The following is a 19,685-nucleotide window of genomic DNA, read 5'->3' as shown; positions in this document are numbered from 1 at the left end:
CCGTGAGAACGTGGGTCAATCACGTGGCACGCTGAGAGGCATTCATCATGCAGGAATTGAAGGTAGTCGGAGCGGAGCTCGGCGCTCTGATCGTTGCAGATCGGAACGAGGAGGAATACCGCCTCATCGTCGACGATTCGTTCCACGTCCACCTGCGGCGGGCGAAGCCGGCCGGTGCGCCGATCGGTGGGAACACCAAGATCTCTCCGAGGGAAGTGCAGGCGCACATCCGCAGCGGGCTCTCCGCAGAAGACGTCGCAGCGGTCACCGGTGCCTCGCTGGAGTACGTGCAGCGGTTCGAGGGTCCGGTGATGGCGGAGCGCGAGCACATCGTCGGCACCGCCCTCGGCGTCGCCGTCCTGCCGACGACCGACACGTCGGCCGACGACATCGAGGCCACCTTCGGGAACGTCATCCGGGCTCGACTCGAGAAGCTCGGCGCGACCGACGAACGGTGGACGAGCTGGAAGGAACCCGAGGGCGGCTGGATCGTCAAGCTGTCCTTCACGGCCGACCAGGTCGACCACGACGCCCGCTGGGCGTTCGAGCCGAAGAAGCTCGCCCTCACGCCCATCGGGAGTGAAGCCACGACCCTCTCGCGTCAGGGCGACCTGCCGGCCGCGCTGATCCCCCGGTTGCGTGCGGTCGACACCGACGACTCCCCCGACACCTCACGCTTCGACAGCGGCGCGTTTTCGCTGGACCGGGTGTCGACGCCGCAGCAGACCGAGACCGACCGGCCCGCCGAGACGCGTCCGATCGAGCCGTTGCCGTTCGCGGCCGACACGGGCTTCGGCCGTGCACCGTCCTCGAAGGCTGCGACCCAGGCCGCGATCAACCGTGAGGCGTCGAGCCCCGAGCAGCACAACCAGACCGCCGACCTGTTGGAGGCGCTCCGCAAGCGCCGTGGCGAGCGGGAGGCCGCCCCCAGCGAACCCGAACCTGCCGAGCGCCCCAGTGCGCCGCACGCCGTCTCGGATCAGCAGACGCCGCTGGCGGTGTTCGACACCGGTGAGTTCGAGGCGGCGCAGCAGCGACGCGCGGGCGATGCCGAATCCTCCGATGGTGGCGCGCCGTCCGGGGCCAAGGCGCGCCGCGGCCGAGCGTCGATGCCGTCCTGGGACGAGATCGTGTTCGGTGCGAAGTCCGACGACGACCCGGTCTGATCGGTCCGGGCCTCAGGGCTCGTAACGACCGAGGCCGAGGAGCGGTATCCGGCGTTCGTCGTCGGTGAGCGATCCGTGCTGTCCGATCATGCCCCTCGCGCTCTGATCGGCGGGACGTGAGTCGTAGTAGGCGATGCGCTTGCGGGCGGCGACGATGACGTCGCCGATGCGCGGCAGCACCTCAGGGTCGACCTCGCCGTACCAGCCGTGGTCGACCGCCTGCTCGCGTGTCGCGGTCCAGGCGCGACCGCCTTCCTCGGCTCGCCAGGCCTCAGCCAGGCGCTCCCGATCCGCTGGACCCGCGTCGGCGTCGAGATAGAGGTGGAGGCATCGAGGCTCCCCGCCGATGTGGCGGACACCGGCGACCAGCTCGGGCACCTGGTCGAAGAGCACGTGCTGATGGGGTGCGACGTCGATCACCCCGTGGTCGGCGGTGACGAGCGCGCCGGTCGACGCGGGCAGTCGCGACGACCACCGCTTGAGATCGCCGTCGAGCTCCTCGAGGAGCGCCGTCCAGCGTCCCGACTCCCACCCGTACTCGTGCGCCGCCTGGTCGAGCTCGGGGACGTACACGTAGCTGAGTGTGGGTCCGGCGGTCGTGGACGCGATCTCGCGGGCGGCGTCGAGGCGGTCCGCCATCGAGCGGCCGGCCCGGTAGTCCGCCCCTCGGAGCACGGCCCGGGTGAAGCCCGAGTTGCGGTACCGCTCCTGACCGATCACCGTCGTCGTGACGCCCTCGGCTCTCGCCCGCTCGAACACGGTCGGGAGGCGCTGCCAGGTCTCGGGCACCATGCCGGCGTCCCAGCCGCTGAGCTGGTTCACGACCCGGTCCCCCGCCACGTCTCGTGCTCGGTAGCTGACGAGGCCGTGCCGACCCGGCAACGCCCCCGTGGTCAGCGTCGCGATCCCGGCCGCGGTCGTCGACGGGAACGCCGACGTCGTGGTGGAGCGCGGACCGAGGCGCGGCGCGAGGAACCGAGCGTGGGCGGCTGCTCCACGGAGGTTCGCGGCACCGAGGCCGTCGACGAGGACGACGACGGCATGGTCGGCCGCGGGCAGCGATCCACCGCCCACCGTCAGGGATGCGAGGCAATCCGGGAGGACACCGGCAAGGCTGCGTGACTCCGGATCGACCGTCGGTAGCATGGTGGTCATCGGGCTCAGTCTCGCACACCGCGCTGACGACCACGCCCCGCCATCCTCGCCGAGCACCGGCTCGACTCCCCTCAGCAGAGACACGGAATGACCCGCCAACAGCAGACCCCGCCGACGGAGACCAGTGGCGAGCGCATCGAGGACATCGATGTCTCGTCGGAGATGCAGACCTCCTTCCTGGAGTACGCCTATTCGGTCATCTACGCCCGCGCCCTCCCCGACGCGCGCGACGGCCTGAAGCCGGTGCAGCGCCGCATCCTCTACCAGATGACCGAGATGGGCCTGCGCCCGGATCGTGGCCACGTGAAGTCGGCCCGCGTCGTCGGCGAGGTGATGGGGAAGCTGCACCCGCACGGCGACACGGCGATCTACGACGCCCTCGTCCGCCTCGCACAGCCCTTCACCCTCCGCGTCCCGCTCATCGACGGGCACGGGAACTTCGGCTCACTCGACGACGGGCCCGCCGCGCCGCGGTACACGGAGGCCCGGCTGGACGCCGCCGCGCTCGCCCTGACGGCCGACCTCGACGAGGACGTCGTCGACTTCGTCCCGAACTACGACAACCAGTTCATGCAGCCCGAGGTCCTCCCGGCCGCGTTCCCGAACCTCCTCGTGAACGGCGCCAGTGGTATCGCGGTCGGTATGGCGACCAACATGGCGCCGCACAACCTCGTCGAGGTGATCGGTGCCGCACGGCACCTCCTCGCGCACCCCCAGGCCACCCTCGAGGACCTGATGGAGTTCGTCCCGGGTCCCGACCTGCCCTCCGGCGGCACGATCGTCGGACTGGACGGCATCAGGGACGCCTACGCCACCGGTCGCGGCTCCTTCAAGACCCGCGCCAAGGTCTCCGTCGAAGCGGTCACCGCGCGGAAGACCGGTCTGGTCATCACCGAACTGCCCTACCTGGTCGGTCCGGAGAAGATCATCGAGAAGATCAAGGACGGCGTCAGCTCCAAGAAGCTCAACGGCATCTCCGACGTCACCGACCTGACGGACCGCATCCACGGGCTCCGCCTCGTGATCGGGATCAAGACCGGGTTCTCCCCCGAGGCCGTCCTGGAGCAGCTCTACCGCTACACGCCACTCGAGGACTCCTTCAGCATCAACAACGTCGCGCTCGTCGACGGCGGCCCGCAGACGCTCGGCCTCCGGGACCTGCTGCAGGTGTACGTCGACCACCGCATCAGCGTGGTCACCCGCAGGAGCCGGTTCCGATTGGCGAGACGCAAGGAACGCCTCCACCTCGTGGAGGGGCTCCTCATCGCCATCCTCGACATCGACGAGGTCATCCAGGTCATCCGCGCGAGCGACGACTCCGAACAGGCCCGCGCGCGCCTCATCGAGGTCTTCGACCTCTCGCAGCTCCAGGCCGAGTACATCCTCGAACTCCGTCTCCGACGACTCACCAAGTTCTCGCGGATCGAGCTCGAGGCCGAGCGCGACAAGCTGTTGGCCGAGATCGCCGAACTCGAGCGGTTGCTCGGGAGCCAACGACTCATCCGCGCGGCGGTCTCCGCAGAGCTCGCTGCGGCGGCCGAGCAGTTCGGCACACCGCGTCGGACCATGCTGACGAACGCGAAGCCGAGCGTCGCGACCACGGGCCGGGGGAAGAGCGCCCCGGTCCTCGAGCTCGCCGACACCCCGTGCCGCGTCTACCTCAGCGCGACCGGACGGGCGCTCCGCGTCGACCTCGAGCAGGACGCGCCCGCACCACGACCCGGTCGACGGAGCAAGCACGATGCGATCCTGAGCGTCGTCGAGACCACGAGCCGCACCGAACTCGGTGCAGTCACGAGTCTCGGTCGCGTCATCCGGTTCACCCCGCTCGACCTCCCCGCGGTGCCGGCGGCCTCCATCCAGCTCGCGGCCGGAGTCCGGATGGGCGAGTACCTCTCGCTCCCGAACCGCGATGAGCGCGTGCTGGCGATCGTCTCGCTGACCTCGGAGCAGCCGATCGTGCTGGGAACCGAGACCGGCGTGGTCAAGCGGGTCATCCCCGGCGACCTGCCGAACAAGCCGGACTTCGAGGTCATCACGCTCAAGCCGCGCGACCACGTCGTCGGGGCGACGCAGGTCGGCGACGACGCGGAGCTCGTCTTCGTCGCCTCCGACGCACAGCTGCTCCGTTTCCCCGCGACGTCCGTCCGTCCGCAGGGGCGGGCCGCGGGTGGCATGGCCGGCATCAACCTGGCAGCCGGTGCGAAGGTCATCTCGTTCACGGCGGTCCTGCCCACCGACGACGTCGTCGTCGTGACGGTCGCGACCAATTCGCTGACCCTCGCCGGAACGGACACCGGGAGCGCGAAGGTGTCGGAGTTCTCCGAGTTCCCCGCCAAGGGTCGCGCCACCGGCGGTGTCCGATCGCAACGCTTCCTGAAGGGCGAGGACCAGCTGGCCGTCGCGTGGGTCGGCGCCGCTCCGGCACACGCCGTCGGGACGGACGGGACACCGCGGACGCTCCCGGAGGTCGGCGCGAAGCGGGATGCCTCAGGGGTGCCGCTCGATGCCCCCGTCGGGTTCATCGGCGGCGCGATCACCGCACCGGCGGCACCGGCGACGGACGACGCGGTAGCGAGCGACGAATCGTCCTGATCGGAGCTGCACACCGACGAAGGCCCGGATCGAGCGCACTGCTCGATCCGGGCCTTCGTCGTCGGTGCTGCGCCCGATGGACGACCGACGATCAGACGTCGATGCTCTCCCGCGACAGCCGGTCGGAGCTGTCGACGATGAACTCCTTACGCGGGGCGACGTCGTTGCCCATGAGGAGTTCGAAGATCCGTCCGGCCGACTCCGCATCCTCGACCCGGACACGCCGCAGCGTCCGGTGACGGCGGTCCATGGTGGTCGTGGCCAGCTGGTCGGCGTCCATCTCCCCCAGGCCCTTGTAGCGCTGGATCGGTTCCTGGTGCTTCTTGCCGGTGCGCTTGAGATCGCTGAGCACCGCGTGCAGTTCGGCTTCGGAGTAGGTGTAGATCGTCTCGTTCGGCTTGGACCCGGGGTTCATCACGATGACGCGGTGGAGCGGCGGTACCGCGGCGAACACGCGGCCCGCTTCGATCAGCGGACGCATGTACCGGAAGAAGAGCGTGAGCAGGAGCGTCCGGATGTGGGCGCCGTCGACGTCGGCGTCGCTCATGAGGATGATCTTGCCGTAGCGGGCGGCGTCGAGATCGAACGATCGTCCGGAGCCCGCTCCGATGACCTGGATGATGGACGCGCACTCCGCGTTCGACAGCATGTCGGAGACGGAGGCCTTCTGCACGTTGAGGATCTTGCCTCGGATCGGGAGCAGCGCCTGGTAGGAGCTGTCTCGGGCGAGCTTCGCCGTGCCCAGCGCCGAGTCGCCCTCGACGATGAAGAGTTCACTGGACTCGAGGTTGCCCGAGCGGCAGTCGACCAGCTTGGCCGGGAGCGACGAGTTCTCGAGCGCGTTCTTGCGGCGTTGCGTCTCCTTGTGCGTCCGCGCGGAGATCCGGGACTTCATCTCCGACACGATCTTCTCGAGCACGAGCGCGGTCTGCGCCTTGTCGTCGCGCTTGGTCGAGGCGAACCGCTCCTTGAGCTCCTTCGTGACGACGTTGGCCACGATGGCGCGGACGGCCGGCGTGCCGAGGATCTCCTTCGTCTGGCCCTCGAACTGCGGCTCGGCGAGACGCACCGTCAGCACCGCCGTGAGGCCCGCGAGGACGTCGTCCTTCTCGAGCTTGTCCGAGCCGACCTTGAGTCGGCGGGCGTTCTGCTCCACCTGGGCGCGGAGGAACTTCAGCAGGCCCTGATCGAATCCGAGTTGGTGCGTGCCGCCCTTCGGCGTCGCGATGATGTTGACGAAGCTACGCATGACCGTCTCGTACCCGGTCCCCCACCTCAGCGCGATGTCGACCTCTGCCTCGCGCTCCACCTCGGTGGCGACCATGGTGCCCGACGGAGACAGCACCGGGACGGTCTCGGTGAACGTCCCGCTGCCGGTGAGGCGCCAGGTGTCCGTGAGTGCGGTGTCTCCCGCGAGGTGGTCGACGAACTCGGAGATCCCGCCCTCGTAGCGGAACACCGCCTCGGTCGGCTCCTCGACGGTCTCGTCGCGGATGTGGATCCCGAGCCCCTTGATGAGGAAGGCGGTCTGGCGCGCGCGGCCGAGGAGCTCCTCGGCCTGGAACTGGGCGCCCTTCGTGAAGATCTGGCGGTCGGCCCAGTAGCGGATCCGGGTACCGGTCACGCCGCGCTTGGTCTTGCCGATGACGCGGAGTTCACTCTGCTTCTCGAACGGCGTGAACGGTGCGTCCGGGGTCGGCTCCCCCGTGTCGGCGAAGATCCCCGGCTCACCGCGGTGGAAGGACATGGCGTAGGTCTTGCCGCCGCGATCGACCTCGACGTCGAGCCGCTCGGACAGGGCGTTGACGACTGATGCGCCGACGCCGTGCAGGCCGCCGGACGCGGCGTAGGAACCGCCGCCGAACTTCCCGCCGGCGTGGAGCTTGGTGAAGACGACCTCGACACCGGAGAGGCCGGTCTTCGGTTCGATGTCCACCGGGATGCCACGCGCGTGGTCGCGCACCTCGACGCTCTGATCGGCGTGGAGGACGATCTCGATCTGATCGCCGTACCCGCCGAGTGCCTCGTCGACGGAGTTGTCGATGATCTCCCAGAGGCAGTGCATGAGGCCACGCGAGTCGGTGGAACCGATGTACATGCCCGGTCGCTTGCGCACCGCCTCGAGGCCTTCGAGGACGGAGAGATGCCTGGCGGAGTAGTCGCTGCTCACGGTTCCCAGCGTAGTCGTCGCCGCCGACACGCCGAGGGAGACACTCGGCGCGTGGACGTCAGGACCCGCTCGACGACGCGTTGTCGCGGGCCGTCGACCCATCCGGCTGCGCGGTTGATCCGAATCATCTACGCGCACAGCGAAAAGAGCGCGGAATGGGACCCCGTTGTGACAATCGCGTGCTTTCATGAGTACTACGAGTTTCGTAGCCGCCCGAGTCAGGAGGAGCACATGTCACAGACTGCTACCGAGAGCACGCCGAGTGACCTCGACGCCCAGCAACTGACTGCCGCCGATCGTTGCGATCTGTGCGGAGCACAGGCCTACATCCGCGTGCAGATGAACAGCGGTGAGCTGCTGTTCTGCGCGCACCACGGCAAGAAGTACCAGGAGAAGCTGACGCAGGTCGCGACCGATTGGCACGACGAGTCCGCGCGACTCTTCACCGAGCAGCGCGCCTAGTCCACCGGCATCACGATGAAGGGCCCCGGATCCGAGATCCGGGGCCCTTCATCATGTCATCGAGGAGGCGCGGTCTCAGACCAGCGCGGGCTCGTTCACCCGCGGCCTCAAGCGAGTGCGGAGACGATCTGCGCTCTGGCGTTGGCGGCGATCTCGTCGAGGGCGTGGAGTTCCGGTGATTCGTCGAGCATCGAGGTGCCCGCGGCGACCGTGATCGCCAGACGGAGCAGCCGATCGGCCAGCTCCGGGTTCTTGGCGAGGACGGGACCGTGCAGGTGGGTTCCGACGAAGGGGCCGACCAGCGCACCCTCCGTGCCGTCGCCGTTGCCTCGTCCGTGCTGCACGGCGCCGATCGACTCGACACCCGTCCCGGCTCGGAAGTCCCGCCCGTGGTTCTCGTACCCGACGAGTACCGGGGCGTCGAGCTCGAGGCCGCCGCTCGGCACGACGACGAGGTCGTCACTCGCCCGCGTGCGCCGCAACGGGGCGTCGCCCTCGATGATGGCGAGGCCCTCGACCCAGCTCCCCGGCGCCAGCTCGAGCCGACGAGTGAGGAGCTTCCACCCGTTGGCGACCGCGAGGACGGGCACGCCGGCCTCCACCCAGGCGATGAACGCGTCGCGGAACGGCCGGAGCGCCTCGAGCACCTGTGGCGCCGACGGGTCGTCGCACGACCCGAGGACGACCGCGTGGACCGTGCTCGGGAGCTCGGCGACCGATTCGACCGGGACGAGCTCGACGGCGAGGCCACGCGCGCGCGCCCGGCGAGCGAGGACCGCACCGTTCTCGGCGTCGCCGTTCACATTGCAGCTCGAGGGCAGGAGGACGGCGATGGTGATCGTCGGCTCGGTCGTCATGCGTCGTCCTGATCGTTCGAGGCGAGGCCGAGGTGCGCGCGGGTGCGGCGCATCGAGTCGGCGGTGAAGATCACGGTCTTCCGACCGTGCGCGGGCGCCGGGAGGGCGAGGAACGCGTCCAACGCCGTGCCGAGGTCCGGTTCGATCCGGTCGATCTCGACGCCGTCGTAGCCCAGCTGCAGCGCGGCCTCCCAGGCCTTGGACCCCGACACCAGCGCCACACGACCGAGCCTCGACGTGTCGACCGGCCAGAGGTACGAGGGATCGCGGACATCGCTCCCGACGGCCACCAGGATCTGCTCCGTGTCGGCCGCCAGGCTGTCCACGTTGAGCTGGAAGCTCGCGGGGTTCTGGACGAGGACGAATTCGACCTCGACACCGCGGACGGTCGTCACCTCGCCGCGGCCGAACACCGGCGTGAGCGCGTGGAACGACTCAGCCGCGGTGGCGAGCTGGAACTCGGGGCCGAGGATCGCGGCGGCGCCGGAGAGTGCGGCAGCCGCATCCACGGCGTAGTGCACGCCGCGGGCCGGCAGACGGAATCGGACGGGCTCGCCGCGGTGGGTGATGGACACCAGATCGCCGTCGAGGGCTTCGACGACGGTTCCGGAACCGGGATCGACCCGATCGGACGAGGTCGTGCTGTACCCGAGGCCGCGTGCGCCGGCACCGAGCACGGCCGTCGAGACGCCGTACCGCCATCGCGTCGCGTCGCTGCCCGGCGCGACGGCGTCGACGAGCGCGTCATCGCCGTTCAGGACGAGCGACGTGCTCGATCGGGCAGCGATCGCGTCGAGCATGCGCGCCACCATGGCAGCGTCGTGGAAGCGGTCGATCTGGTCGACGGACACGTTGGTCAGGATGACGTGGGCGGGCGAGAGCCGCGGCGCGATGAGCGCGCCGTGTCCTTCGTCCATCTCGAGCACCCCGAGCTCGGCGTCGATCCGGCCGCGGAGGTCGGCTCGTTCGAGGAGAGCCGAGGTGAGGCCCTGGGAGATGTTCGCCGTGGACGGGTTCGTGAAGACCGACACGCCGTGGGCACGCAGGATGCCGACGAGCATCTTGGTGGTCGTGGACTTCCCGCTCGAGCCGCTCACGATCACGAGACCACGCGGGAAGGCGTTCAACGTGTCGGGAAGGAACCCGGGCGCGATGCGGTTGACCACGAGGCCGGGAACCGCCGATCCCCCGCCCGGCTTGCGCAGCCTGGCGAGGAATCGGACGGCACGACCGGCGAGGATGGCCGGGGCGTAGCGCATGCTCCTACTCGAGGTAGTCGCGGAGCGACTGGGATCGGCTCGGGTGACGCAGCTTCGCCATGGTCTTCGACTCGATCTGCCGGATGCGCTCACGGGTGACCCCGAAGGTGTCGCCGATCTGGTCGAGCGTCTTCGGCATGCCGTCGCCGAGGCCGAAGCGCATCCGGATGACGCCCGCTTCCCGCTCGGAGAGCGAGTCGAGGAGCGACTCCAGCTGCTTCTGCAGCATCGTGAAGCTGACGGCGTCGGCCGGCACGACCGCCTCGGTGTCCTCGATGAGGTCGCCGAACTCGCTGTCGCCGTCCTCGCCGAGGGGCGTGTGCAGCGAGATGGGCTCGCGGCCGTACTTCTGGACCTCGATGACCTTCTCGGGCGTCATGTCGAGTTCGCGGCTGAGCTCCTCGGGCGTGGGCTCGCGGCCCAGGTCCTGCAGCATCTGCCGCTGGACGCGGGCGAGCTTGTTGATGACCTCGACCATGTGCACCGGGATGCGGATGGTGCGCGCCTGGTCGGCCATGGCACGCGTGATGGCCTGACGGATCCACCAGGTCGCGTAGGTGGAGAACTTGAAGCCCTTGGTGTAGTCGAACTTCTCGACCGCGCGGATGAGGCCGAGGTTTCCCTCTTGGATGAGGTCGAGGAACTGCATGCCGCGGCCCGTGTACCGCTTGGCGAGGCTCACGACGAGTCGGAGGTTCGCCCCGAGGAGGTGGCTCTTGGCACGGGCGCCGTCCTTCGCGACCCACTGGAGCTCACGACCGACCCGCGAGCGCTTCTCGAGGTCGGAGAGCTGGGCGAGTTTGTCCTCGGCGAAGAGGCCCGCCTCGATGCGCATCGCGAGTTCGACCTCTTCGGCCGCGTTGAGGAGCGCGACCTTACCGATCTGCTTGAGGTAGTCCTTGACCGGGTCGGCGGTGGCGCCGGTGATCGCGGCCGAGTACACCGGGATCTCGTCGTCGTCGCTGTTGGAGAGCACGAGTGCGTCGGTGGGGAGGGTGATCTCCGGCACGGACTTGTCGTCCTCCTCCTCGACCGCCTCGGTGGCGTCGCCCGCGGGCGCGTCGACCACGGCGTCGTCGGCGACGACCTCGACGACGACGTCCTCGTCGTCCGAGCCCTCATCGGGCTCCGTGCTCGACGTCGTACCCGCCTTGGCGCGGGTGGCCTTCTTGGGAGCAGCCTTCGCTCGGGTCGTGGTGGCCTTGGTGGTCCGAGCCTTCGCTGCGGGAGCCTCCGTGGCCTCGTCTGCTGGCGCTGCTTCGTCTGCGCGAGCCGTCTTGGTGGCCATAGCTGCACCTTCCTGTTCGGACCCGGCATGGACAGTCATCGCCGGATCGTCCGTGATTTCGGACATTACGAGGACCCATGTCAAGTCTTGGTGCAGTGCAACCCGAAAAGGGCCGCCGACATTCCGAGAGGTGAACGGGTCCGTGTTCCATTATAGCGCGCGCAGGAAGGCCACAGAGCCACAGGCCGTTTGTCAAGGGTGGGATCAGGGGACGAAGCGAACGCTCAGCGACGGCGCCCGAGCCTCGCTCGGACCGCGATCCACAGTGGACCGACGGCGATGCCCTCGTCCTCGGCGAAGCGTCTCCGGGTGCGGGACCGGGCGACGAGCAGCATCGCCACCCCGAACCCGACCACCAGGTACTGCACGGAGAAGGCGATCCGGAAGCTGTCCATGGAGTAGTCGGCACGGGATCCCCCGCTGACCGCGTCGATGATGAGTCCGATGAGGAACATCATGACGAAGCTGGCGAGGAACCCACCGACGTTCACGATGCCGTTCGCCCCGCCGAGCGCGCGGATGGGGTTGAAGGTGCGCGCGAAGTCGAACCCGATGAGTGAACCGGGGCCCCCGACCCCGACCACGACGAACAGGACGATCACGAGCCACATCGGCGGGATGCCCGGCCAGAGGAGGAGTACGGCCCAGGCGACGCCCATGACCGTGACGATCCCGAGCACGAGGTTGCTCCGCCGGTACGGGAACCGGGCGGTGAGCACCCCGAGGACGGGTCCGGCGATCATGCCGGAGACCACGATCACGATGAGCAACGATGCGGCGAGGGGCTGCGGGTAGTCGAGGGCGTAGACCATGAAGGGGAAGCCCCAGAGCAGCGTGAGGACCGTGCCGGAGGACTGGGTGACGAAGTGCGACCAGAACCCGAGACGCGTCCCTGGCCGACGCAGACTGATGAGGACCTCGCGGACGACGTGGCCCCAGGTCTCCGGGCGCGGTGCCTCGTCGGAACCGGACGGCCGGTCGCGGACGACGATCAACACCCCGACGAGTGCCAGGAGGACGAGACCGGCCGCACTGAGGAACGCCGGCGACCAGCCGAAGGCGTGCAGGACGAAGGAGAACGGCACCGCCGAGAGGATCTGGCCGATCTGCCCGATGTTGCCGACCCATTGCGAGACGATCGGTACCCGACGGGTGGGGAACCAGGAGTTCACGAGCCGCAACACGGAGGTGAACACCGCGGCGTCGCCGAGGCCGACCAGCATCCGGCCGACGATCGCGCCGCCGAGTTCGGTCGTGAGACCCAGCCAGATCTGGCCCGCCATGACGACGGTCAGCCCCGCGATGATCAGGACGCGAGGCCCGAGGCGGTCGATGAGCACCCCGACCGGGACCTGCATGGCGGCGTACACGATCAGCTGCGCGACCGCGAGGGTCGAGAGCGCGGCGGCGTCGATCTGGAACCGCTCGGTGGCGTCCACCGCCGCCACACCGAGCGTCGACCGCTGCATGACGGTGATGAGGTAGGCGAACACCCCGACGCCGAACACCCACCAGACGCGTCGAGATCCCACCGATCCAGTTTAGGTGGTCGAGCGGTCCTCGTCGCCGTGGCGCCGGCTCGCGAGGAACTTCTCGAGCTCCGCGGCGATCTCGTCGGCCGTCGGGAGCGCCCCGTCGATGTCGGTGAGCGGCGATTTCGGCGAGTTGTCGGCCATGTAGGCGTCGTACCGCTCCTCCAGCGTCGTGACCAGCTGGCCGAGCTCGTGGTTGGTCCCGACCTGCTCGTCGATCTTGGCGAGGAAGTCGCGGCTGTCCTCGCGGAGGCGGTCCGTGGGGAAGATGAGCCCGGTCGCCGCGCTGAGGCTCTCGATCGCCGTGATCGCCGCGGCCGGGAACTCCGTGTCGGCGAGGTAATGCGGAATGAGGAGCACGAAGGCCGCGATGCTGTCGCCGCGCTCGTAGAGGCGGTACTCGAGGAGGTGGAGCACGTTGGACGGCACCTGGGTGCGGGGGCGCCAGACCGAGAGCGACTCGATGAGGTCGAACCGGTTGCCGCTGACGGTGACGCCGATCGGCCTGGTGTGCGGGACCGGCATCGGGATGGCGTGCACCCACGTCGTGTCGCTGACCCGGAAGCGGTCGACGAGCTCGAGCACGGCCGCGACGAAGCGGTCCCAGAGGAAGTCGGGCTCGAAACCGGTGAGCAGCAGGAACGGCGACCCGAGCTCGTCGTGGGCCAGCGACAGGGTCAGCCGAGGCGGCCGGTACTCCGTCAGGTGGTCCTGGTCGAACGAGATGATCGGCCGGCGGGCGCGGTAGTCGAGCAGGACGTCGGCGTCGAACTCGGCGATGACCGTCGTGTCGAGGACGTCGTCGAGGTAGGCGTTCAACTGCCCGACCGCGCCGCCGGCGTCGGAGAACCCGGTGAGCCCCGCGACGAGGTGGAGGCCGGCGGGGATGTCGATCTCCGGGTGCACCTCGTAGAGGTCGTCAGGCGTAGGCATGGTTCAACTCTAAACGGGGGTGTCGCAGCGCCCTTCCCCTCGGAGCCTCGGCCGTACCGCCGAGAGCGAACACCGGCGGCCCCGCCTCGGTCCTGAACCGCTCGTGCCTACGATGGAGGCATGACGATCCCTGTGCTCTCCGTGTTGTCCGCTGCCGTCGAGGGAATCGAGGCCGAGCTGCTCGTCCTCGCGGTGAGGAAGGGCGACGACGGACCGGAGCTCCTGGCGCCCGACGTCTACGCGCCGCTCGCAGACGAGCTGCGCGCCTCCGGAGTCACGGGATCCGAAGACCAGGTGCGACGCCTCCCGGACCGGTTCGGTGCGGCCTCCGGTCTCGTGCTGGTCGGTCTCGGGCCGGATGCGGACGACGCGGCCTTCCGACGAGCGGCAGGTGCGGTGACCAGGACGATCGACGGCCAGGCCTCGATCGCGTTCGCGTTGACGGAGGAGACGGCCGCCGCCGCCGAAGCCGTCCTCGAGGGGGCGGCCATCGGCGCCTACCGCTACACCGCGTCGCGCGGTGTCGGATCCGCGCCGGCACCGACACCGCTCGGGTGGGTCACCGTCGTCGTCCCGTCGACCGTGGACGCACCGGATGCCGGGCTCGCGGAGCACGCCACCGCGGTCGCCGAGGCCATCGCGCTCGTCAAGGACCTGGTCAACACGCCGCCGAACGAGCTCTACCCGGTGACCTTCGCCGACGCGGCCCGCGCAGCGGTCGACGGCCTCGACGTCGAGGTCGAGGAATGGGACGAGACCCGCTTGGCCGAGGACGGCTTCGGCGGCATCCTCGGTGTCGGGCAGGGTTCCTCCCGGCCTCCGCGACTCGTCAAGCTGAGCTACCACCCTGAGGCGGCCCGGAGCCACCTGGCCCTCGTCGGAAAGGGCATCACCTTCGACAGCGGCGGCCTCTCGCTGAAGCCGCCGGTCTCGATGGTCGGCATGAAGTACGACATGACCGGCGCGGCGACCGTGCTCGCCGTCCTGGCCGCGGCCGCGCGTCTCGGAGTGCCCACCCGGCTGACCGCGTGGCTCTGTCTCGCCGAGAACCTCCCGTCGGGCACGGCGATCCGGCCGAACGACGTCCTCACCATCCGGGGTGGACGCACGGTCGAGGTCACCAACACCGACGCCGAGGGCCGGCTGGTCCTCGCCGACGGACTCGTCGCCGCAGGCGAGGAGGGCCCGGACGCCATCATCGACGTGGCGACCCTCACGGGAGCGGCGGTGGTCGCGCTCGGCAACCGCTACACGGGCGTCATGGGTGATGCTTCCTTCGTCACCGACCTCATCGCGACCGGTTCCGGTGCGGACGAACTGTTCTGGCCGATGCCGTTCCCCGCGGAGCTGCGCAAGGTCCTCGACTCCGACGTCGCCGACCTCGCCAACGCGAAGCCCGGCACCACCGCGGGCGGCATGCTCGTCGCAGGCACGTTCCTCCAGGAGTTCATCGCGGACCGCACCGACGAGGAGGGCGGCACCACTCGAATCCCGTGGGCCCACCTGGACATCGCCGGGAGCGCGATGAACGGCGACGCCCCCTACGGCTTCACCGCCAAGGGGCCGACCGGCGTCGCGGTCCGCACCCTCCTCGCAATGGCCGAGGAGATTAGCCACCCGTAGTAAGGTCGGTGGGGGCGGTTCGACCCGCCTCGACGCCGCCGAACACACCACGACGGTTTCCGATCGACCACGAAGCACACACAAGGAGCAACGGAGTGTCCGAGCAGAATTTTGACCTGGTAGTCCTGGGAGGCGGAAGCGGCGGATACGCTGCGGCGTTGCGCGCTTCGCAGCTCGGCCTCACCGTCGGCATGATCGAGAAGGACAAGGTCGGCGGCACCTGCCTCCACCGCGGTTGCATCCCGACGAAGGCGCTGCTGCACTCCGCCGAGGTCGCGGACGCATCGCGCGAGTCGGAGAAGTACGGCGTCAAGTCCACCTTCGAAGGCATCGACATCGAGGGCGTCACGAAGTACCGCGAGGGCATCGTCGCGAAGAAGTACAAGGGACTCCAGGGCCTCGTGAAGGCCCGCGGCATCACCACCATCGAGGGTGAGGGCCGTCTGGTCTCCCCGACGAGCGTGCAGGTCGGCGACGACCTCATCACCGGCAAGAACGTGATCCTCGCGACGGGCTCGTACAGCCGCTCGCTCCCCGGTCTCGAGATCGGTGGCCGCGTCATCACGAGCGAGCAGGCGCTGCAGCTCGACTTCGTGCCGAAGAAGGTCGCCGTCCTCGGCGGCGGCGTGATCGGCGTCGAGTTCGCGAGCGTCTGGAAGTCGTTCGGGACCGAGGTCACGATCATCGAGGCGCTCCCCCACCTCGTCCCCAACGAGGACGAGTCGATCAGCAAGGCGCTCGAGCGCGCGTTCCGCAAGCGCGGCATCGAGTACTCGCTCGGCGTGCGGTTCCAGGGCGTCACCCAGGACGACTCTGGCGTGCACATCACGCTCGAGGACGGCAAGACGATCGACGCCGAGCTGCTGCTCGTCGCCGTCGGCCGTGGCCCGTCGACCGCCGGACTCGGCTTCGAGGAGGTCGGTGTCACCATCGACCGCGGCTTCGTCATCACCAACGACCGTCTCGAGACGAACATCCCCGGGCTCTACGCCGTCGGCGACATCGTCCCCGGCCTGCAGCTCGCGCACCGCGGCTTCCAGCAGGGCATCTTCGTGGCCGAGGAGATCGCCGGTCTCAAGCCCGTCATCATCGAGGACGTCAACATCCCGAAGGTCACGTACAGCGACCCCGAGATCGCGTCCGTCGGTCTCAGCGAGGCCAAGGCGGCCGAGCAGTACGGCGCCGACAACATCACGAGCTACGACTTCAACCTCGCCGGCAACGGCAAGAGCGAGATCATCGGCACGAGTGGCAATGTCAAGGTCATCCGGGTCAACGACGGCCCCGTCATCGGTGTGCACATGATCGGCGCCCGCGTCGGTGAGCTCATCGCCGAAGGCCAGCTCGCCGTCAACTGGGAGGCCTACCCCGAGGACATCGCGCCGCTGATCCACGCGCACCCCACGCAGAACGAGGCGCTCGGCGAAGCATTCCTCGCGCTCGCAGGCAAGCCCCTGCACGCGCTGTGACGCATTCCGAACACCCCAATAAGCTAGTGAACACACAACAGGTTTCAAAGGAGACAAGGTCATGAGCGAATCCGTCAGCCTCCCGGCACTCGGCGAGAGTGTCACCGAGGGTACGGTCACCCGCTGGCTGAAGAATGTCGGCGACACCGTGGAGGTCGACGAGCCACTGCTCGAAGTGTCGACCGACAAGGTCGACACCGAGATCCCTTCGCCCGTCGCGGGTGTCATCGAAGCGATCCTCGTCCAGGAGGACGAGACCGTCGAGGTCGGCACCGCTCTCGTGACCATCGGCGATGGTTCGGGTGCGGCTGCGGCCGAGGAGCCCGCGCCCGCCGCGGAACCGGCTGCTGCCGAGCCCGCTCCGGCCGAGCCCGCCCCCGCGGCCGAGCCCGAGCCGGCACCTGCTGCCGCGCCGGCTCCCGCTGCTGCTCCGGCTCCCGCCGCTGCTCCTGCTGCTGCTCCGGCTCCCGCTGCTGCACCGGCTCCTGCCGCTGCTCCTGCTGCTGCTCCGGCTCCCGCTGCTGCACCGGCTCCTGCCGCCGCGCCTGCTGCTGCTCCGGCACCTGCTGCTCCCGCTGCTCCGGCACCTGCCGCCGCTTCGACGCCCGCCGCGGGCGGCGTCGTCAACTCCGGTTACGTCACGCCGCTGGTACGTCGTCTCGCCAACCAGCACGGGGTCGACCTCAGCACGGTCACCGGCACCGGTGTCGGCGGACGTATCCGCAAGGAAGACGTCCTGCAGGCTCAGAGCGCCGGTGGCGCCACGGAGTCGCCCGCTGCTCCGACCGTCCAGGTCTCCGAGCTGCGTGGCACGAGCAAGGCCATGTCGCGTCTGCGCAAGGTCGTCGCCGAGCGCGCCGTCGCTTCGATGCAGGGCACCGCCCAGCTGACGAGCGTCGTCGAGGTCGACGTCACGAAGGTCGCGGCACTCCGCACGGCCGTCAAGGACGAGTTCCTCGCCAAGACCGGCAACAAGCTGTCGTTCCTGCCGTTCTTCGCCCTTGCTGCCAGCGAGGCGCTCCAGACGTACCCGATCATCAACGCCACCGTCGACGGCGACCAGATCGTGTACCCCGAGACGGAGAACCTCGCGATCGCCGTGGACACCGAGCGTGGCCTGCTGACGCCGGTCATCCGCAACTCGGGCTCCAAGTCGATCGCCGAGCTCGGCGCCGAGATCGCCGATCTCGCGCAGCGCACCCGCGACAACAAGCTGCAGCCCGATGAGCTGTCGGGCGGCACGTTCACGCTGACCAACACCGGTTCGCGCGGCGCACTGTTCGACACCCCGATCGTGTTCCTGCCGCAGTCGGCGATCCTCGGTACGGGCATCGTCACGAAGAAGCCGGTCGTCGTGACGGTCGACGGTGCAGACGCGATCGCGATCCGTTCGACGGTCTACCTCGCGCTGAGCTACGACCACCGCATCATCGACGGCGCGGACGCTGCACGCTTCCTCGTCCAGGTGAAGAACCGCCTCGAAGCAGGCGACTTCCGCGGCTCGCTCGGGATCTGATCCCGAACCGACCGCACCGTGTCCACCGCCTCACCCGGCGGTGAACACCTCTCGCAGACGCCAGCCCGTCTCGCCCCTCACCACGAGGAGCGTGACGGGCTGTCGTCGTCCTGCGTTGGCCTCGTCCGTCTCGGACGGTTCGGCTGTACCGCGAAGGACCGCCGCGTCGCCCTGACGGTCGACGAGGTCCAGACTTGCCGCATCGATCGAGCCGATCCCGACACCGAGGTGCTCGTCGTCGTCGAACGGGGACCCGCGTTCGACGGAGTCCCAGACGCACCCCTCCTCCCCCGTCGTGCGGCACTGATCACGTCGACGGACGAGCTCGCGGGCCGCGGCCGCCGGATCGTCACCGGTGACCAGGTCGACGTCGCCGGCTTCGTCCCCCGCTGACGTCGGTGTCTCCACCGGTGGCGCGACCGTCGTGACCGCCGCGGACGCCGGGCCGCCCGGACCGGCCGGCGTCGGTGCGATCGCGGTGCTCGGGTCTTCGGACGGCAGGAACACCATCGCCGCCGACACCAGTGCCGCTGCCGCGCCTGCCGCTCCGATTATGAGTCGACGACGTCTCGGGCCGGTGTCGACGGACGGCGTCGAGCCGGCAGTGGCCGCGGCCCGGGTACCTCGCCCGGGTCGCCAAGCCAGACGACGGCGCAGCCGCGACACAGGATGCCGCGACAGACGCCTCGATTCGACCGCGGCTCGTCGGGTCGGCGGGAGCGGAGCGGTCCGCTGCGCGCGATCGGCGGAAGCACGGATGACATCGGCAGGCGATGCGGACGACGAATCGACCCGGTCGAGCAGGACCGGGAGCGGTCGTGCCAGGGCGTGGATCCGCTGTTGCAGTCGATTGGCGATCTCGTGGTCGGCGAGTTCAGGCACGACGTCGGCCCAGGCCACGGTCGTGGGGGCTTCATCGGGGTCGGTCGCCTGCAGGACACCGTCCATGAGCCCTGCGAACGCCGTCCAATCGGCGGCGAACGCCGGTGCGGTGCGTCCGAGCCCACCATCGATGCTCTGTTGGTCCACGGGAGCTGCGCTCGACCACCCGGAGAGGACCGGTCGGCCATCGTCGGCGAAGCGCACGGCCGAAGCGCTGATCGACCCGTGACTGATCCCGGAGAGGTGCGCCGCGCGGATGGCGTCGACCAGCGGTGCCAGGATCGTGACGGCCTCACCGGGAGCGATCGACTCCCGGCGGCGCAGCAGTTCTCCCAACGTGCCGCCAGCGAGCCGCTCGACCAGCAGGCACGGGAGGCCGGTGGGATCCTCGGCGACGTCGACGAGTCTCACGATGTGCGGGTGGTCGAGTCGGGACAGGATGGCCGCGCGACGCCAGAGGTCGCGTTCGGCGGCGTCGGCCCTCGCTCGGAGCAGCACGGCGTCGCCCGCCGGGAAGGCCTGGTCGGTACGCCCTCCCTGCGCGGAGCCGGGGTGGGCGAGCACCGTCGAGTAGGCCGTCCACTCCCGGCCCTCACCCAGGCACCGGACGAGACGGCGGCCGGCCACTCGGGTCGTGGTCGCGGACGGGTCTGGCAGTGTTTCCATAGCTCGATCCTCCGACGCGGAGTCCCGTCCGACGGCGTCGGCGCACGCGGCTGTGGACAAGGTCCCCGCGTCACCGGCCTGTGGAGCAGAACGCAGCATCAGGACCCTCCGT

14 protein-coding genes are annotated in these 19,685 nt (G+C 69.4%); 6 read left to right on the top strand and 8 right to left on the bottom strand.

Translation table 11 applies throughout. From position 1 onward, the window contains the following. The first annotated feature begins 47 nt into the window (after positions 1-47). Positions 48-1,166 carry a septation protein SepH gene (gene sepH, locus A4X17_RS00925; RefSeq protein WP_064293782.1) on the top strand — a complete coding sequence of 373 codons (1,119 nt, stop codon included), beginning with the start codon at positions 48-50 and terminating at the stop codon, positions 1,164-1,166. 12 nt (positions 1,167-1,178) lie between these two features. On the opposite strand, the gene A4X17_RS00920 is transcribed toward sepH, so the two are convergent. Continuing rightward, positions 1,179-2,321 carry an alkaline phosphatase family protein gene (locus A4X17_RS00920; protein ID WP_064293781.1) on the bottom strand — a complete coding sequence of 381 codons (1,143 nt, stop codon included), beginning with the start codon at positions 2,319-2,321 and terminating at the stop codon, positions 1,179-1,181. Between the two features lie 87 nt (positions 2,322-2,408). Between A4X17_RS00920 and A4X17_RS00915 the strand changes: the two genes are divergently transcribed. After that, positions 2,409-4,916: a DNA topoisomerase (ATP-hydrolyzing) subunit A gene (locus tag A4X17_RS00915; RefSeq protein ID WP_064293780.1), complete on the top strand. Its 2,508-nt coding sequence runs from the start codon at positions 2,409-2,411 to the stop codon at positions 4,914-4,916. A 91-nt stretch (positions 4,917-5,007) separates the two neighbouring features. Here the strand turns inward: A4X17_RS00915 and A4X17_RS00910 are convergent, their stop codons facing one another. Further along, positions 5,008-7,086, bottom strand: coding sequence for a type IIA DNA topoisomerase subunit B (locus tag A4X17_RS00910; RefSeq protein ID WP_064293779.1), 2,079 nt, complete (start codon positions 7,084-7,086; stop codon positions 5,008-5,010). Between the two features lie 231 nt (positions 7,087-7,317). Here A4X17_RS00910 and A4X17_RS00905 point away from each other — a divergent pair, with 231 nt between their 5' ends. Further along, positions 7,318-7,548 (top strand): hypothetical protein, encoded by a 231-nt coding sequence (locus tag A4X17_RS00905; RefSeq protein WP_056011197.1) that lies wholly within the window; start codon positions 7,318-7,320, stop codon positions 7,546-7,548. 107 nt (positions 7,549-7,655) lie between these two features. On the opposite strand, the gene A4X17_RS00900 is transcribed toward A4X17_RS00905, so the two are convergent. The 5 genes from A4X17_RS00900 to A4X17_RS00880 all read right to left on the bottom strand — a co-directional run bounded on the left by A4X17_RS00900 (position 7,656) and on the right by A4X17_RS00880 (position 13,417). After that, complete coding sequence (locus tag A4X17_RS00900) at positions 7,656-8,405, bottom strand: hypothetical protein (RefSeq protein WP_064293778.1); 750 nt, start codon at positions 8,403-8,405, stop codon at positions 7,656-7,658. Next, a complete protein-coding gene (locus A4X17_RS00895) occupies positions 8,402-9,664 on the bottom strand; it encodes a MurT ligase domain-containing protein (RefSeq protein WP_064293777.1) in 1,263 nt (420 codons plus the stop codon). Before A4X17_RS00895 ends, A4X17_RS00900 begins: the two co-directional genes overlap by 4 nt. Positions 9,665-9,668: 4 nt before the next feature. After that, entirely contained in the window at positions 9,669-10,991 is a 1,323-nt protein-coding gene (locus A4X17_RS00890; protein WP_079003921.1) for an RNA polymerase sigma factor, read from the bottom strand. Between the two features lie 185 nt (positions 10,992-11,176). After that, positions 11,177-12,484 carry a nitrate/nitrite transporter gene (locus A4X17_RS00885; RefSeq protein ID WP_064293775.1) on the bottom strand — a complete coding sequence of 436 codons (1,308 nt, stop codon included), beginning with the start codon at positions 12,482-12,484 and terminating at the stop codon, positions 11,177-11,179. A gap of 9 nt (positions 12,485-12,493) precedes the next feature. After that, positions 12,494-13,417 carry a proteasome assembly chaperone family protein gene (locus A4X17_RS00880; protein ID WP_064293774.1) on the bottom strand — a complete coding sequence of 308 codons (924 nt, stop codon included), beginning with the start codon at positions 13,415-13,417 and terminating at the stop codon, positions 12,494-12,496. Between the two features lie 120 nt (positions 13,418-13,537). Here A4X17_RS00880 and A4X17_RS00875 point away from each other — a divergent pair, with 120 nt between their 5' ends. The 3 genes from A4X17_RS00875 to A4X17_RS00865 all read left to right on the top strand — a co-directional run bounded on the left by A4X17_RS00875 (position 13,538) and on the right by A4X17_RS00865 (position 18,025). Beyond that, the gene (locus A4X17_RS00875; RefSeq protein WP_064293773.1) at positions 13,538-15,040 is read left to right on the top strand and encodes a leucyl aminopeptidase; all 1,503 of its coding nucleotides are present in this window, start codon (positions 13,538-13,540) and stop codon (positions 15,038-15,040) included. Positions 15,041-15,135: 95 nt separating this feature from the next. Beyond that, a complete protein-coding gene (gene lpdA / locus A4X17_RS00870) occupies positions 15,136-16,509 on the top strand; it encodes a dihydrolipoyl dehydrogenase (protein ID WP_064293772.1) in 1,374 nt (457 codons plus the stop codon). Between the two features lie 61 nt (positions 16,510-16,570). Continuing rightward, entirely contained in the window at positions 16,571-18,025 is a 1,455-nt protein-coding gene (locus tag A4X17_RS00865; protein WP_064293771.1) for a 2-oxo acid dehydrogenase subunit E2, read from the top strand. Between the two features lie 30 nt (positions 18,026-18,055). On the opposite strand, the gene A4X17_RS00860 is transcribed toward A4X17_RS00865, so the two are convergent. Continuing rightward, entirely contained in the window at positions 18,056-19,573 is a 1,518-nt protein-coding gene (locus tag A4X17_RS00860) for a hypothetical protein (protein WP_197478987.1), read from the bottom strand. Positions 19,574-19,685: the final 112 nt, after the last annotated feature.

This window comes from Plantibacter sp. H53, assembly GCF_001650455.1.
Lineage (GTDB): Bacteria > Actinomycetota > Actinomycetes > Actinomycetales > Microbacteriaceae > Plantibacter > Plantibacter flavus_A.
Note: the sequence above shows the minus strand (reverse complement) of the source record. Positions and strands in the feature narration are given on the sequence as shown.